General features: G+C 43.1%; 13 protein-coding genes. 12 read left to right on the forward strand and 1 reads right to left on the reverse strand.

Going from position 1 to position 15,972, the window contains the following annotated elements:
- Window positions 1-343 precede the first annotated feature (343 nt).
- The 11 genes from J4N43_RS16885 (at window position 344) to J4N43_RS16935 (ending at window position 14,057) form a co-directional block, all read left to right on the forward strand.
- Entirely contained in the window at window positions 344-1,753 is a 1,410-nt protein-coding gene (locus tag J4N43_RS16885; RefSeq protein ID WP_005375092.1) for an aminotransferase class V-fold PLP-dependent enzyme, read from the forward strand.
- Between the two features lie 62 nt (window positions 1,754-1,815).
- A complete protein-coding gene (locus J4N43_RS16890) occupies window positions 1,816-2,748 on the forward strand; it encodes a transporter substrate-binding domain-containing protein (protein WP_005375093.1) in 933 nt (310 codons plus the stop codon).
- A complete protein-coding gene (locus J4N43_RS16895) occupies window positions 2,745-5,075 on the forward strand; it encodes a putative bifunctional diguanylate cyclase/phosphodiesterase (protein ID WP_053350036.1) in 2,331 nt (776 codons plus the stop codon). The genes J4N43_RS16890 and J4N43_RS16895 overlap by 4 nt, the downstream gene beginning before the upstream one ends.
- 212 nt (window positions 5,076-5,287) lie before the next feature.
- On the forward strand, window positions 5,288-6,481 hold the full coding sequence (locus J4N43_RS16900) for a glycine C-acetyltransferase (protein WP_005375095.1): 1,194 nt from the start codon (window positions 5,288-5,290) through the stop codon (window positions 6,479-6,481).
- 44 nt (window positions 6,482-6,525) lie between these two features.
- Entirely contained in the window at window positions 6,526-7,557 is a 1,032-nt protein-coding gene (tdh, locus tag J4N43_RS16905; protein WP_005383983.1) for an L-threonine 3-dehydrogenase, read from the forward strand.
- A gap of 401 nt (window positions 7,558-7,958) precedes the next feature.
- Window positions 7,959-8,492, forward strand: coding sequence for a Csu type fimbrial protein (locus J4N43_RS16910; protein WP_017635494.1), 534 nt, complete (start codon window positions 7,959-7,961; stop codon window positions 8,490-8,492).
- A 3-nt stretch (window positions 8,493-8,495) separates the two neighbouring features.
- Window positions 8,496-9,029 carry a Csu type fimbrial protein gene (locus J4N43_RS16915; protein ID WP_086012931.1) on the forward strand — a complete coding sequence of 178 codons (534 nt, stop codon included), beginning with the start codon at window positions 8,496-8,498 and terminating at the stop codon, window positions 9,027-9,029.
- Window positions 9,030-9,049: 20 nt separating this feature from the next.
- The gene (locus tag J4N43_RS16920) at window positions 9,050-9,805 is read left to right on the forward strand and encodes a fimbrial biogenesis chaperone (RefSeq protein WP_025768578.1); all 756 of its coding nucleotides are present in this window, start codon (window positions 9,050-9,052) and stop codon (window positions 9,803-9,805) included.
- Between the two features lie 17 nt (window positions 9,806-9,822).
- Window positions 9,823-12,231, forward strand: a complete 2,409-nt coding sequence (locus J4N43_RS16925) for a fimbria/pilus outer membrane usher protein (RefSeq protein WP_062730909.1) — start codon at window positions 9,823-9,825, stop codon at window positions 12,229-12,231.
- Entirely contained in the window at window positions 12,228-13,196 is a 969-nt protein-coding gene (locus J4N43_RS16930) for a Csu type fimbrial protein (protein WP_053350038.1), read from the forward strand. The genes J4N43_RS16925 and J4N43_RS16930 overlap by 4 nt, the downstream gene beginning before the upstream one ends.
- 141 nt (window positions 13,197-13,337) lie before the next feature.
- The gene (locus J4N43_RS16935; RefSeq protein WP_053350039.1) at window positions 13,338-14,057 is read left to right on the forward strand and encodes a carbonic anhydrase; all 720 of its coding nucleotides are present in this window, start codon (window positions 13,338-13,340) and stop codon (window positions 14,055-14,057) included.
- Between the two features lie 72 nt (window positions 14,058-14,129).
- On the opposite strand, the gene J4N43_RS16940 is transcribed toward J4N43_RS16935, so the two are convergent.
- On the reverse strand, window positions 14,130-15,233 hold the full coding sequence (locus J4N43_RS16940; RefSeq protein ID WP_053350040.1) for a mechanosensitive ion channel family protein: 1,104 nt from the start codon (window positions 15,231-15,233) through the stop codon (window positions 14,130-14,132).
- 301 nt (window positions 15,234-15,534) lie between these two features.
- Between J4N43_RS16940 and J4N43_RS16945 the strand changes: the two genes are divergently transcribed.
- Entirely contained in the window at window positions 15,535-15,882 is a 348-nt protein-coding gene (locus tag J4N43_RS16945; protein WP_005375109.1) for a helix-turn-helix domain-containing protein, read from the forward strand.
- Window positions 15,883-15,972: the final 90 nt, after the last annotated feature.

Raw genomic sequence — 15,972 nt, forward strand, 5'->3', positions numbered from 1 at the left:
CGCCAATCTTAAAATAGCCTGAATATTTTTAAATTAACGCAAAGTTAAATTTTTAATGACTTTATAACAAAGCTCATAATTGTTTTATAAAGAATTTGGTGGAATTGTCCGCAATAAAGAATAATCAAATTAACGAATATATTAATGTGAACATTGTTGTTTATAGATTTGTGGTCAAACTGTTGCTTATATCATCAAATAAGATAAAAAATTGGAACTAAAGTCACTTAATGGCAGAGGAAAAAATTAAACTCTGATTGTAATGGGTAATAATGTTTTAGTAACAGATAGTTACGCACTTAAAATTAATAATATGGCTAATTTCCGACAAGGATTGAAAAAGATGAAAGACAAGGAATCTATTCAGACTAATAGCAGCCGCCGTAATTTTCTGAAAGGCGCAACAGGAGCTGTTGTTGCTGGTGTGAGTGCTTCCGCTTTCTCAGGCGTAGCTCAAGCACGAGAACAGAAAATTGATTGGAGCAGCCGCGGGCTAGGTAGAAAACATGATAAGCGCTTCTGGCGTAAAGTGCGAAGACAGTTCGTTTTGGATAAACGAACCACTTACATGAACATTGGTACAACAGGTTCAATGCCAAAACATGTTCTTGAAGATTACGAGCATAACAACAAGCTAGTGGCTAAATATCCTTGGGATATGAAAGGCAAATTTGGCTCTTGGCCGTATGTTTCTGAGATGGTTAAAGACGTCGCACCAGGTTTTGGTGCTAACCCAGAAGAGATCATTCTCAGCCGCAACACTACTGATGGCTTATGCTCGATCATTAATGGCTTACACTTTGAACCAGGTGATGTGATTCTAACGACACACCATGAACATATTGCTGCAACATCACCTATGAACGTAGCGAAACATCGTTTTGGTGTGGATGTGGTAGAAATTCAACTACCAGTATTTACTGGTACCGAAAACGTTTCTGAGCAAGATTACATTCAAGCGTTCCGAGACGCGCTTGATGCGAATCAAAACGTTCGCCTAATTGTTTTCTCTCATATCACATACAAAACAGGAACCGCGCTACCAGCAAAAGCCATTTGTGCTTTAGCAAAAGAGTATGGTGTACCTACTCTTGTTGATGGCGCGCATACGGTCGGTATGTTTGACCTTGATTTCCACGATATGGATTGTGATTTCTATGCAGGATCTGGTCATAAGTGGCAGTGTGGTCCGGGCGCGACAGGTATTCTGTATGTTCGTGATAACGGTAACCGTTTGAATGAGTATTGGAGTGACCGAGAGAACCCGTTATGGTTGATCAACTCCTCACTTTCTCATGCTGATTACCTAGGTAAACAGCTGCAAATGCAATACATTGGTAACGATAACTATCCTGCGAAACAAGCACTAGTTGATAGTTGCAAAATGTGGGATGAGATTGGTCGAGACCGTATCGAAGAGCGAGTTGTAAGCCTTGGTAGTTTATGTAAAACCTTGCTTCAAGAGTACTTACCACAAGCCAAAATGTATTCACCAAACGTGGAAGGCTTAACCAGTGGCTTAACGACGGTTAACCCGTTCTCCGATGTAACTAATGAAGAGATACTGACGGAATTCCGAGATCGTTTACGTGAAGAGTATGGTTACATCATCCGTACGACTAGCTTTAAGCTGCATAAGGATGATGACTTTGATACTTACGCGCTGCGTATCTCTACGCATTTGTTCCATGACGAACAAGATGTGGAAGGGCTCGTAGTGGCGATGACGAATTTGTATTACTCGTCGTTCTAACATCGTTGTTTATCACTCAAGCGCCCATTATTGGGCGCTTTGTGAAAGGTAAGGATATTATTATGTCAGTCATAACATTCAAAAGAACTTTAGCGACGGTGGCGCTCATGGTTACCTCTGTTGCGTCGTCTGCCGCTTGGTCAGACGATTTACAACAAATCCGTGAACGCGGTGTACTGCGTCACATTGGTGTCCCGTACGCTAACTTTGTCTCCTATATTGAACAAGGTGAAGTGGAAACTTTGACTGGCTTGGATGTAGAGATAATAAAAGGTTTTGCCAAGTCGTTAGGTGTTCAGTACCAGTATGTTCCAGCACAGTGGAGCGACGTGGTTGGTAAGTTGACAGGGCAAAATGTGCAATATCACAACAAGCAGGCTGTTGTCGGAGAAAGTGTTCCAATTGAAGGCGATTTGATCGCAAATGGCGTTACTATTCTTGATTGGCGCTCTGAGGTTGTCGATTTTTCACAAGATTATTTTCCTTCAGGTGTATGGTTGGTTTCCAGATCCGACTCTAGTCTGAGCCCGATTAAACCTAGTGGGTCGGTCGATGAAGATGTTAAAAACGTCAAGCAGCTGATCGATGGTCGCGAAGTGTTAGCTTTAGAACATTCTTGCTTGGATCCTAACCTTTATGACTTATATGACACAGGTGCAAAAGTTATATTACCTGATGGGGCGCGTCTCCTTAATGAGATGGTTCCAGCGATAATGAAAAATGATGCGGAAAGCACATTGTTAGATGTTGCGGATACGCTAATTGCCCTCGAAAAATGGCCGGGCGAAATAAAAGTCATTGGCCCTATATCTGAAAATCAAAAAATGGCTGTTGCATTCCGTAAAAATTCCCCTGAATTACGCAAAGCATTTGATCGTTATTTAGACTCGATAAAAAAAGACGGTTCATACGAAAAATTAGTAAAAAAATACTATCCATCTATTTACTACTTTTATAACGATTACTTTATAGAAGATAAAAAGAAAGTCCGATGAATAAGGCCGTTAAAAAATTTTCTAGTAAAAGATTTATTACAATAAGCGCAATATTAGTTTCAATTTACCTAGCTATGCTTATTACTGTGACTAGCGTAGGTCAAAATAAATTAAAAGAATCTCAATACAGAGAACTAGATTTAAAAGTTAAAAGTTATGCAAGCACACTCGATAATTTATTTACCATAGCGAGTGAAGATGTTGATAATCTAGCTACAGATAAAACAATACAAACATTCTTTGGTAATTTAGCTTCTGGAATGTCAATGGAGTATGGGTTAGGTGCCAGTTTAATTAATTTAAAGCGTCGCTTCGATGAGAAGATAGACAGTAAGCTAATTAATAGCAGCCAAATCTATAAAAAGCTCACGCTGGTCGGCAGTGATGGAGTCACCATTGTCACCACAGGCTCCGAAAACCTTGCCGAGCATAAGATGGACATACAAACCTTAATGACTCAACACGGGCATCCCGAAGAGGTTTGTGCGACGCGATACAATGATGACGTTCGCATTCAAGTCATTAAGCAAGTTAAGTTCTCCGGAAAGCCTGTTGCCTTTTTAATTGCCGATCTTAATAAGAATATTGTTATTGACCAACTTACTAACCAAGAACACGAAGATAGTTATAGCCGAATGGTGCTAAAAATAAAAGACGTGGAAATGGTTGTATGGGATACCATAAATAAAACACCTTCTCACAATAAGGATGAGAACTATTTCGTTTCTGAGGCTATAGGCGGAAAAATTTACTTTGAAGTGCCTGTGGATAAACATCACTTCAAATTGATGGCGTGGTTCGAGCCTTTGAGTGAACGAGATATATTTACATCACGGCTCTTTATTATTGGTTTGAGTATTCTCGCCGTTATGATCGTCATTGCTTTATGTTATGCATTCATCACGAACAATAATAGGATTGAATTGAAAATTAAGCTTGAGGAAGAAAAAAAGCGTAAAGATATTCTTTCTCAACAGAATAAAAAATTAACGAACGAAATTGAACGTCGAAAAGCGTCTGAAAAAGAACTCGCCTTCCAAGCTAAATATGACACATTAACCAATTTACCTAATCGTAGTTATGGTTCCGAGCGATTGGCTTTGGAGTTAATTAGGGCATCGCGTAGTGGGTCTAAAGTGTTGGTGATGTTCATCGACTTAGACCACTTTAAGCAGATTAACGATTCAATGGGACACTTTGTTGGGGATGAAATCCTTAAACTCAGTGCTCAGCGACTGTATCAAGTCGCAAGAAAAACAGACTTATTGGCGAGAATTGGTGGGGATGAGTTTTTACTCGTCATCCCAGACTTGCCTGATAATGATACTGCAAAGCGAGTTGCTTCAAGTGTGCTTTCGGCGTTTAACGATCCGTTTGTTTGGAACAACCATGAATTCTTCTTGAGTAGCAGCGTTGGAATGTCTGTGTTCCCGGATGACGGAGACAACGCTGAGCAGCTCCTTGCATGTGCTGATATGGCAATGTATCGGGCGAAACAAGATGGGCGTGATGGCTTTTGTTTTTATAACCATAATATGAACCAAGATTTGCAACGCTATTTGGATCTGGAAAATCGTCTGAGAAGTGCGATCTCCAATCAGTTGTTAGAGCTGTATTATCAGCCAATTATTGAGCTGAGTAGTGGTAAAATCGTAGGTGCAGAAGCGCTAATGCGTTGGAATGATGACAAGTACGGATTTGTAAACCCTGAAGAGTTTATCTCTATTGCAGAGAAAAATGGTTTAATTCATCAAATTGGTGAGTTTGCTATTCAACAAGCGTGTCGACAAGCGGCACAATGGCAAAGTCTGACTCCGTTGTTTGTTTCTGTAAACTTTTCTAGTGTTCAATTTAGGTACTGCGAGCGCTTACTTACGTTTATTAAACACAGCCTTGAGGAGTCTGGTCTTCCGTCAGATAAGTTCGATATTGAAGTGACAGAAAGTCTCCTCTTCAATCACGATTCTGAGCTATTAGACATGCTTAATAACTTACGAGCGTTAGGCACCAAACTTACTATTGATGATTTTGGTACTGGTTATTCTGCGCTGAGTTACTTGCAGAAGTTTCCGTTCGACCGCTTAAAGATTGATCGTAGCTTTATGCAAAATATGTTCGAGAACGACTCCGATCGCGAGCTTGTGAACGTAATCATAGCAATGGCGAAAGCGCTGGATCTTAAGATCGTCGCAGAAGGCATCGAAGAACAGCGTCATGTGGATTACCTGAAAAACCTAAACTGTGAGTTCGGACAAGGTTTCCACTATAGCCGACCATTACCTGCTAAGGACTTTGAAGCACTTTTGGCTAAGCCTACCTGGCTATAATTCCTTTTATAACAACCTCATAGAAAAGCATTAATCGAATTTGTGCCTAGGATTCATTAATGCTTTTCCACCTTAAGGTATAATCCTTCCTCCTTCCTTGAATTACACTACAATTAATTGATGAGAGATAGCCCGTGACGCCCGTCACATAAAGGCTCAACCTAATTCTAAACGAGTAAATACTCGCCAAAATAACTAGGAAGGAATTTCAAATGTCTTCTGCATTCTACCAACAGATTCAGCAGCAAATCGAAGAAGTAAAGGCGGAAGGCCTTTACAAATCAGAGCGTGTCATTACGTCTCAACAGCAAGCGGCTGTTAAAATCTCTACTGGTGAAGAAGTACTAAACTTCTGTGCGAACAACTACCTTGGTCTTGCTAACCACCCGGCACTTATCGAAGCGGGTAAAGCAGGCATGGACGAGCACGGCTTTGGTATGGCTTCAGTACGTTTTATCTGTGGTACGCAAGACATCCACAAAGAGCTTGAGCAGAAGCTTTCTAAGTTCCTAGGTAAAGAAGATACGATTCTTTACACATCATGTTTCGACGCAAACGCGGGCCTATTTGAAACTATTCTAGGCAAAGAAGACGCAATCATCTCTGACGCTTTAAACCACGCGTCAATCATCGACGGTGTTCGTCTATGTAAAGCGATGCGTTTCCGCTACTCAAACAACAACATGGAAGAGCTAGAGCAACAACTGATTGCTGCAAAAGAAGCGGGCGCTCGCCACATTCTTATCGTAACGGACGGCGTGTTCTCAATGGACGGCGTAGTAGCAAACCTTCCTGCTATCTGTGACCTTGCAGAGAAGTACGGCGCATTGACGATGGTTGATGACTCGCACGCTGTTGGCTTCATGGGTAAAACTGGTGCAGGTACGCACGAGCACCACAACGTGGTTGACCGTATCGACATCATCACTGGTACGCTAGGCAAAGCAATGGGCGGCGCTTCAGGCGGTTACACATCTGGTAAAGCGGAAGTGATTGACTGGCTACGTCAGCGTTCTCGTCCATACCTATTCTCTAACTCTGTTGCACCAGCAATCGTAAGCGCTTCTATCCGCGTTCTAGATCTACTAGAAGAGAGCGGTGACCTACGTGATCGTCTATGGGAAAACGCAGCACACTTCCGTACTCGTATGGAAGACGCTGGTTTCACAATGGGTGGTGCTGACCACGCAATCATCCCAATCATGCTTGGCGACGCAAAAGTAGCAGCAGAATTTGCAGAGCGTGCGCTGGAGAAAGGCATCTACGTAATCGGCTTCTCATTCCCTGTAGTACCAAAAGGTCAAGCACGTATCCGTACTCAAATGTCTGCGGCGCACTCTCGCGAGCAACTAGACCGTGCAATCGACGCGTTCATCCAAGTTGGTAAGGACATGGGTCTTATTTAAGATTCTAGGCCTTAGACAATAGGGCCTTTAATTAAGGTTACATTATGAAAATTAAAGCATTATCAAAGCTAAAGCCTGAAGAAGGCATCTGGATGACTGAGGTTGATAAACCTGAAGTTGGCCATAACGACATTCTGATCAAAATTAAGAAAACCGCTATCTGTGGTACAGACGTACACATCTACAACTGGGACGAATGGTCACAAAAGACAATTCCAGTGCCTATGGTTGTCGGTCACGAATACGTGGGTGAAGTGGTTGCGATTGGTCAGGAAGTTCGTGGCTTTGAAATCGGTGACCGCGTATCTGGCGAAGGTCACATCACGTGTGGTCATTGTCGTAACTGTCGTGGCGGCCGTACTCACCTATGCCGTAACACGATTGGTGTGGGCGTTAACCGCGAAGGTGCATTCGCAGAATACCTAGTTATCCCAGCGTTCAATGCGTTCAAGATCCCTGAAGGCATCTCTGACGATCTAGCGTCTATCTTTGACCCGTTTGGTAACGCAGTACACACAGCACTTTCTTTCGACCTAGTAGGCGAAGACGTGCTTATCACAGGTGCTGGCCCAATCGGTATCATGGCAGCGGCAGTAGCAAAGCACGTTGGTGCTCGCCACGTAGTGATCACAGACGTGAACGAATACCGTCTAGAACTTGCTCGTAAGATGGGTGTAACACGCGCAGTAAACGTGGCTGAAGAGAAGCTAGAAGACGTAATGGCTGAGCTAGGCATGACAGAAGGCTTCGACGTTGGTCTAGAAATGTCTGGTAACCCAGCAGCATTCAACTCAATGCTAACCACAATGAACCACGGTGGTCGCATTGCACTACTAGGTATTCCACCGTCAGACATGGGTATCGACTGGAACCAAGTTATCTTCAAAGGCTTGGTGATCAAAGGTATCTACGGTCGCGAAATGTTCGAAACGTGGTACAAGATGGCTTCACTGATCCAATCTGGTCTGGATCTATCGCCAATCATCACGCACCACTACAAGATTGATGACTTCCAAGAAGGCTTCGATGTAATGCGCAGCGGTATGTCAGGCAAAGTTATTCTTGATTGGGAATAACTTATTCAAGTAAGAAATGCGCTCCTTTTTGGGGCGCATTTTTGTTTCATGAAGATTTTTGTTTCGGGAAGAAATGGTCGCCAATCTTTTCTAAACTTCTCGTATCGTTCTGCTACTTTTTTTAGATTTTTTCCACTCAACTTCACCCTACCTTCTAACTAATTGTCAATTCTGTATTTGGAATAAGATAATAACCATTTGTTTTTAGTGGTTATTTTTTAGCATTACATGCTTAAAAATCGTTATTTTTAAGTTTAATGTTTTTATTTTCTGTTCGTCTTTATCCTTATCCTGCTTCTTTTTATTGTTTTACATTTTATATGCATTTGGTTTGTCATAATTGAGCTATAACTAATAAAAAGGTTACCGATATACAGTGGAATGTAAAAATGGAGCTTTATATGAAAAGATTTTATCTGATGATGCCTCTGCTCTTAACCTCATTTAGTTGGCAAGCGAATGGAGCGTCAGTGAGCGGTACGATTGATGTTTCAATTAACCTTGTACAAGGTTGTGTGATTAATGGAAATAATGCGGTAGATGCAGCTTCTGGCGTTGGCTTTGGCTCACTTGCCTTTGGAGACGTGCCTGCAATCTTCAGTGAACAAGATGGTGTGGTAAATGGTGGTAGTGCGACGGGTATTGAAGTGCTTTGTAGTAACGGTGTGACACCGACGTTTACATTGGGCACCGGATTGTATGATGCAAGTGCGACCGTTGGTACCTACGCGATGTCAAATGGCGCGCAATTTATTGATTATACGTTGTTTACCGACTCAGACCGAAGCACACAAATTATACAAGGCGGGACGGTAGCTCTGTCTGAATTTACTAGTGCAACATCGCAAACTATTGAGCTTTTTGCGAAAGCTTACGGTACGAGCAGCATTGCCGGCACATACTCCGATACCATCAGTGTGACGCTAAGCTGGTAAAACGTGACGCTGGTTGTTAGGGGCTTTTCACTTGTCGCGATGAGTTTGTGCTCTTTAACTGTGCTGGCTGATGCGACACAAACTTTTCAGGTGTCTGCCACCGTAGATACAGGTTGTTTGATTAACGGCGCAGTACAAGAAGAAAGCGCAACCCAAGCCGGGCAAATAGGCACGTTAGATTTTGGTGAGCATTCTTCAGTTTACGTGACGGAAGTACAAGGCAGCATCACTTACAGTTCATCACTCACATTAAGTTGTACTCCGGGTATTACGATGAATGTTTCCGTAAATGGCGGGATGAATGCATCGGATGGTGTACGTAAGCTAAAGCACAGTGAAGAAGCGACAACGGTAGATTACTTTTTGTTTCAGGATCTAAATTATACGCAGGTGCTTGATATTGACACGCAATATTCCGTCGATACTGACCAAGACCCAGATAATATTCAGTTTCCTATCTGGGCAAAGGCGACAATAAATGGGAATGAAATGGCTGGAATTTATATGGATACGCTTACGCTGACATTAGAGTGGTAAGTGAACTTTGGAGGGGTGAAATGGAATTCATACTCAAAAAACTATTATTAATAACCTTCCTTTTTGTTTTTTTCTCAAATGCCAACGCTAACTCATTATTAATTTGGCCGATTTACCCCAAAATATCAGAGGAGAGTAATGCAACATCACTTTGGATGGTAAATAAAGGCAGTGTTGATTCTTATTTACAGGTGAGAATTTTTAAGTGGGAACAAAACGAAGGAGAAGATAGCTATTCAAGTCAAAGCCAGTTAATTGCAACCCCTCCGTTTGTCAAAATTGAACCAGGTGAAAAGCAGTTAATCCGCATCATCAACCAAGATGAGGCCTCTGCGGGTAAGGAGTATGCATACCGAGTGATCATAGATGAATTACCGCCAACTCAAAACCCTCAAACAGAATTGACGGAAAATGAACTCGCTGTCAAAGTCCGAATGCGTTACTCGATACCTTTGTTTATTTACGGGAAAGGGCTGACTGATACTCAAAAACCAAACCGCGACAGTGAATTATGGGGTGATTTACAGGCACAGTTTATTAAGAAAAATAATCAGCGTTTTGTTCACATTAAAAATTCAGGAAAACACCATGTTCGCTTAGTGAATTTACAGTTGAATCTACCAAATAAAGATCCTGTCGTTATTTCCGATGGACTAGCTGGCTATATTCTTCCTGAACAGTATAAGGTTTGGTCTATTCCCCATAGTAATGTCAGGCCCTTGAGTTTGAGCGCGAATATTGGAGGTAAACGTTACCAAATACCATTGAAGCAATAATGAATAGATTTAATACAATGAATGCTTTCTTGTGGTTGGTATTACTTAGCGTAACGTGGAGCAGTATTGGTCTTTGTGCAAATTCAGCAAACCACTTCTCTGAGCTACCGAGTCCTGAAAATTTCTCATTAGAAAAGTTTGAGAATATTAGCCTCAATCTGGAGTTGGTGATCAATCAAAGAGCAACAGGGCTTGTTGCGAAAGTTGAGCGAGTTGGCGATCAGTTCTTTTTGCTCCGGGAGGACCTCATTTCAGTTGGGGTTACCGCCACGTCGTTGCCTGGAACCGAAGAGAGACTTGAGATTACGTCTATCCCAGGTGTTAACGTGCGTTACTTGCAATCGTCATTGCAACTCGCAATTGACGTACCGCCTAATTGGTTACCGATGCAGAGCTTATCAGCGCAGGATATGGGGCGATTTTCCCCGGCTCAGTTTGGGCGTGGTGGCCTGCTTAACTACAACGTATTTGGTGTGTACGAGAACGAAAGCCGACAAAAGGAGGTTTCTATAAATCATGAAGTCAGAGCCTTTTCTGAGTTTGGCGTTTTTTCTACTACCGGGATATTTAAATCTAACTTTCATCGCGATGTTCAGTCCCAGCAAAGCAGCCAGTACACTCGTTTTGATACGAGTTACGAGTACGTCAATCAAGAGAAGCGAATTCGTATGGAGGTAGGGGATTATATTGTTCGCCCTTTATCTTGGAGCCAACCAGTAAGACTGGCGGGTATTCAGTTGTCGCATGATTTCTCTATGCGTCCGGATGTCGTGACGACGCCGTTACCTGCATTTTACGGTGAGGTCACAGCGCCCACTACGTTAGATTTGTTTATCAATGGCTTTAAAACTGACTCAATGAATGTTGGGCCCGGTCCTTTCATTATTAACGATATTCCAATGCTCTCTGGTGCTGGGGAAGCAACGGTAATTGCAACGGATGCTCAAGGTAAGCAAACGGTCATGACCAGCCCATTTTTTCTCTCTTCCGATCTACTCAAGACCGGATTTACATCTTACAGTGCGAGTATTGGTGCGATCAGAGAAAATTTCGGTAATGCATCTAACGACTATGGAGACGGTGGCGTGGTTACCGCTCTGCGTCATGGCATGACTGATTGGTTAACATTAGAAGCTCAAGCCGAAGCAAAAGATGACCTGATCGTTGCGGGGCTGGGCTTTGTCACCAATGCTTTCAACTTGGGTACGGTGGATGCCTCGTTTCGTGTGAGTAATTTTCAGGATCAATCTACCTCATATGCGCTAGGTTATAGTTATCAGTCTCGGCTGTTTAGCTTCGCTGCTCGAACTCAAGTAGAACAAGCCGACTTTTATACCTTATCTCATTTACCAAATTACGAAATGCTCGATGAAGGCAAGGACGCTTTACTCGCGTCGCGCCATCTATCACAAATCAATATGGGAGTCCGTTTGGGAGATTGGGGCTCACTTTCTGGTGGGTACTTTGATATTCAACAATCCGACTCAGATTCACGTACCCTAAATCTTACTTATAGCTACGCTCTGCCTTTTAATATCAATATGTCCCTTTCTTACAACCATAGTATTGGTGGTCAGAGTGTTACGTTGGCTCAATTCTCTCTACCTTTCAGTTCTTTGGGGGGAAGTTCGGGGCTAACGCTGAAAAGAGAGGACGATGGCGATGTGCGAGGGCGAGTGGGTTACAGCCGCCTTGCGCCAATACGAGGTGGATGGGGCGTCAATTTAGCGCATGATATTAACGAACACCCAGAAAACCGTAAACAGGCTGATTTGACCTACCGTGCGTCATGGGCGCAGTTCAGAGCGGGGTTAAATGGCACCAGTGGCGACTATGATTATTTTGCGGAAATGGCAGGTTCGGTCTCTACATTGGATGGAGAAATATTCCCGGCGAATGAAGTGTATGACAGCTTCGCTGTGGTGAGCACCAGTGGTTTTGAAGGTATTCCGGTTAAATATGAAAATCAAATTGTCGGAGTGACAGACGATGAAGGTTACTTACTTGTTCCTTGGGCTACGGCGTATTACACCGCCAAATATGAAATCGATCCACTTAATTTACCTGCCAATGCTGCGTTTTCTGCGACAGAGCAGTTTGCTTCGATACATTCGGGCTACGGCTACCTGTTAGAGTTCCCAATAGAGCTACAAATTGCACTGAGCATGACGGTGGTAGACGAAAATCATTTGTTCCTTCCGATTGGTACATATGGCCGCTCAGAAACGGGCTTAACAAGCCAAATTGGTTGGGATGGTTTTACCTACTTTGAAGGCGTTGACCCAGGCCGCTACATTCAGTTTTATCCTCAAGGACAGCCGCCATGTAAAGTGTTTATTGAGGGGTTGTATCAGCGTGAGAGTCAAAAAATACAAACATTGCCTGAGCAGGTTTGTATCAAAGCCGAAGAAGAGACCGCACTATGATTTTGCGCCGCTGGCTTGCTAGCCTACTTCTCTTTTTCTCGTTCTCGACAATGGCTTGTCAGCTCACGGCGGCAACACCTTTAATCTTGTTTGGCAATGTTTCTTCGTTTACTGTTTCAAGCTCTCAGCAGCAAAGCTCAGCTCAGCCTCATGCGGGGATTACGTGTGACTTTTCTACACTTGTGTCTTTGTTAAGTGGCGACTACGTATCAGCAACGTTTAACAGTATAAATAATGGTTTGCTATTAAATGAGGATGATCCGAGTTCGGAGCTCAGCTATCAGATTTTTGGCGATCCAGGTCTTTCACAAGAGTATGTATTCGGCCAAACTTACAATTTTTTTGAAATTGGGTTACTCGATTTACTCGGGTTGTTTGGCACTCAAGCTGAGTTTCCGCTTTATGCTCGGACGGGAGTGGGCAGTAATCTTTCCGCTGGGACTTATAAAGACCAAATCACCGTATCCTGGATTTGGGATTACTGTAAGGGTATCGGGGTTCTAGGGGTATGCATTGGCCGCGCCAATGGCAGCGCTCAAAGCGTGATTACGGTTGAGTTGGAAGTGACCCCTGATTGTATGATCACGGCGCCAGATATTGATTTTGGTTCGTCCCCATTAGTGGCCGGTTTTGAGCCAGTCAGTCAGGTTATATCGTTAACTTGTACCAAGAATAGTTCCTTCTCCATTGGCTTGAATGACGGCCTAAATGCGTCCGGCGGTCAGCGGCGAATGATTTCTAGTGGTCACTATTTGGAGTATGAAATCTATAAGTCATCAACGATGGAGCGCTGGGGAGGCACCAGTTCTGAACGTCGTGAACACAGTGACGTCGATACTGGCGGCTCCATTCCGGATGGTATCACGCCACAGAATTATAATTATCGCGCGCAGATACTAACCAGCCAAACGACCCCTCCTGCAGGTACTTACACCGACTCAATAATCGTTGACGTTCAATTTTGAGCATCATGTCAATTACATCATTAGAGGCTTCTATTCCAAAAATCTTTTGTAATCATAGTTTTCACTCTGTCACTGCTTAATTTTGTGAGATTAGTATGGCTTTATTCTCACGGAATTTAACTTTCAGAAATAAGGAAAATGATGAAGAAGTCACTAACAACATTAGGTTTGGCACTGGTATTTACAGGAACAGCTTATGCAGCAAGCTGGGGCTACGAGGGAAACCATGGGCCAGCTCATTGGGGTGAGTTTGCATCTGAGTGCGCGAAAGGTCAAAACCAGAGCCCAATCAACATTGAATCGGCGACCGAAGCGAAGCTAGAAAAATTGAATTTCGACTACGAAGGTAAGGCAATTTCACTGCTGAACAACGGTCACACTTTACAGACTGGTTTAGAAGGTAAAAACACACTCACCATTGATGGTAAAGAGTTTACGTTGAAACAGTTCCACTTCCATACGCCATCTGAAAACCATGTGGACGGTAAAGAATACCCTCTAGAAGCACACTTTGTGCATGCCGACAAAGTAGGTCATCTAGCTGTTGTCGCGGTGTTCTTTAAACTGGGTGACGCGAACCCAGATCTAGCTAAGATGCTAGCTAACATTCCAACTAAAGATCAAGATGTTACCATCAAGGTTCCATTTGATGCTGATGCCATTATCCCAAGTGATAAAGACTACTACCGCTTTAACGGCTCACTAACGACACCGCCATGCTCTGAAGGTGTGCGTTGGTTCGTGATGAAAGAAGCACAAACTATTTCTCCTGAGCAGATAAAATTTTTTTCGGAAGTAATGGGGAAAAACAATCGCCCAATCCAACCGCTGAATGCACGTATGGTGTTAACGCAACAATAACCACTTCATGCGAAGAAAAATAAAAAGCCCGCTTAAACACAGCGGGCTTGATTATTTGGGTATTGGTGAGAACTAGAAGCCGTGATCTTCTTGCTCTTCCGCTTTTACCATTTGTATAGGATCAAGCTTAAGCGTCTGAGTAGGGAACGCGATATCTGCATCGTGTTCTTTAATGATGTTGATTACCTTAAGCAGTATGTCCTGCTTAACCTCATGGTATCTCACCCAATTCACGGTTTTAGTAAAGGTATAGACAAAAAAGTGCAATGATGATGGACCGAATGTATCGAAGTTGACGATAAGTGTTTGGCGTGCATCAATGTCTTTGTGATTTTTCAGCATTTCTTTTACCGCGGTGATAATTTGCGGCATTTTTTCAGCATCGTCGTAACGAAGTCCAATTTTTTCGTAGATACGTCGGTTCAGCATGCGAGATGGGTTTTCTACGACAATGCTGCTAAACACTGAGTTTGGCACATACAGTGGACGCTTATCGAAAGTTCGGATAATGGTCATACGCCAGCCAATGCGTTCTACCGTCCCTTCTATTTGTCGGTCTGGAGAACGGATCCAATCGCCAACTTTAAATGGACGATCGAAGTAGATCATAAGACCTCCAAAAAAGTTAGACAGCAAATCCTTCGCCGCTAAACCGACGATCAAACCACCAACACCACCGAAGGTAAGTAGGCCCGATAGTGACAGACCAAATGCCTGCATTACGGTTAGAATTCCGACGGTAATAAAGAACAGGCGCGCGACCTTAGCTATCGCTTGTACTGTTGTTTCATCTCGGTTCTTTTGTTCGAGAACATGCTCTTCAACATTGGTAATGAGCCGCATAACGGTCCATACGAAGATACTGATGATTAAAATCAGTTTCAGCGTACTTAACCAGTTTATTTTATCGTTGAGCTCGCTCTCTAATATGATGCCGATAGAGACGGTTGCTGGCCAACACCAAATGAGTGTACTGACTGGCGCTTTTAGCGCATCAAGCAACATGTCATCCCAGTGGAAGGGCGTTTTCTCTACGAGCGCAGCGAGGCGAGAGCGGATCAGCCGCCAAGCTATCCAAGCTATAAAGCTAGCGAGCGTAATGAAAAGGACGCTTCCACTCCAATTTTGATGAGACGTTTCAATGTAGCTTTGTAATTCGGTAAACCACTGTGGCATATATAACTTATTTCTAGTGAACCATGGAAGGAAAGGTAGCAGATATTACTCCTTCACCCCAGTGATTTCCTTTAAATCATTTACTTATGTCTAAACCGTCCGAGATGGACTTTTCCTTCCGATGACAAGAGAGTCACCTCAATGTTCTGTTGAGCGACCGCCTCATGCATGTTCAGAGGTACGCTACCAATGATTGAGGGTTGATATTTGGACGATCAATTATAACTTCTCTGACTTATCGCTAACATTTATCTTAAGTAAGTGTGAGAGTGTATTGGCTCTTGAATTAGCGGAGGCAGATATGGAATTTACAGAGCTGGATCGAAACGCGCTCTACGACATCTGGATGTCACAAAAAGCCAAAATGCACATCACTCAAATGGAAATGGCGAAGCGCCTTGGTTTGAGTCTACACGAGTTTTCTGGCTTGTTACGTGGTAATTCTCCACTGACGCTAGGTTTTGTAAAACAGCTATGCGAGCAGCTACATGTACGTCCTGGTCAGGTGATTCCGTCTTTGACGGAGCGTGATCTATCTGCATCTGGTACCGTTTATTTACAAAATCGTGTGACGGTGGATGGCGATATCAGTAACGTGTTTATCGACGGAAACCAAGTCGTGATCGAGTACGTTCACCAAGTTAGCTAGCTTGCTCGTCAAATTATCGGGTTGAAGAGCAATAAAAAACGAGCCACTGTTGGCTCGTTTTTTCGTTTCTGTTTTGCTCGCTTGCAAAGA

The organism is Vibrio sp. SCSIO 43009 (assembly GCF_023716525.1).
Lineage (GTDB): Bacteria > Pseudomonadota > Gammaproteobacteria > Enterobacterales > Vibrionaceae > Vibrio > Vibrio alginolyticus.

What these genes read in the sequence shown, in the direction of transcription:
- J4N43_RS16885 (WP_005375092.1), top strand. Translation starts at nt 344, where the DNA reads ATGAAAGACAAGGAATCTATTCAGACTAATAGCAGCCGCCGTAATTTT.
- J4N43_RS16890 (WP_005375093.1), top strand. Translation starts at nt 1,816, where the DNA reads ATGTCAGTCATAACATTCAAAAGAACTTTAGCGACGGTGGCGCTCATG.
- J4N43_RS16895 (WP_053350036.1), top strand. Translation starts at nt 2,745, where the DNA reads ATGAATAAGGCCGTTAAAAAATTTTCTAGTAAAAGATTTATTACAATA.
- J4N43_RS16900 (WP_005375095.1), top strand. Translation starts at nt 5,288, where the DNA reads ATGTCTTCTGCATTCTACCAACAGATTCAGCAGCAAATCGAAGAAGTA.
- tdh (WP_005383983.1), top strand. Translation starts at nt 6,526, where the DNA reads ATGAAAATTAAAGCATTATCAAAGCTAAAGCCTGAAGAAGGCATCTGG.
- J4N43_RS16910 (WP_017635494.1), top strand. Translation starts at nt 7,959, where the DNA reads ATGAAAAGATTTTATCTGATGATGCCTCTGCTCTTAACCTCATTTAGT.
- J4N43_RS16920 (WP_025768578.1), top strand. Translation starts at nt 9,050, where the DNA reads ATGGAATTCATACTCAAAAAACTATTATTAATAACCTTCCTTTTTGTT.
- J4N43_RS16925 (WP_062730909.1), top strand. Translation starts at nt 9,823, where the DNA reads ATGAATGCTTTCTTGTGGTTGGTATTACTTAGCGTAACGTGGAGCAGT.
- J4N43_RS16930 (WP_053350038.1), top strand. Translation starts at nt 12,228, where the DNA reads ATGATTTTGCGCCGCTGGCTTGCTAGCCTACTTCTCTTTTTCTCGTTC.
- J4N43_RS16935 (WP_053350039.1), top strand. Translation starts at nt 13,338, where the DNA reads ATGAAGAAGTCACTAACAACATTAGGTTTGGCACTGGTATTTACAGGA.
- J4N43_RS16940 (WP_053350040.1), bottom strand. Translation starts at nt 15,233, where the DNA reads ATGCCACAGTGGTTTACCGAATTACAAAGCTACATTGAAACGTCTCAT.
- J4N43_RS16945 (WP_005375109.1), top strand. Translation starts at nt 15,535, where the DNA reads ATGGAATTTACAGAGCTGGATCGAAACGCGCTCTACGACATCTGGATG.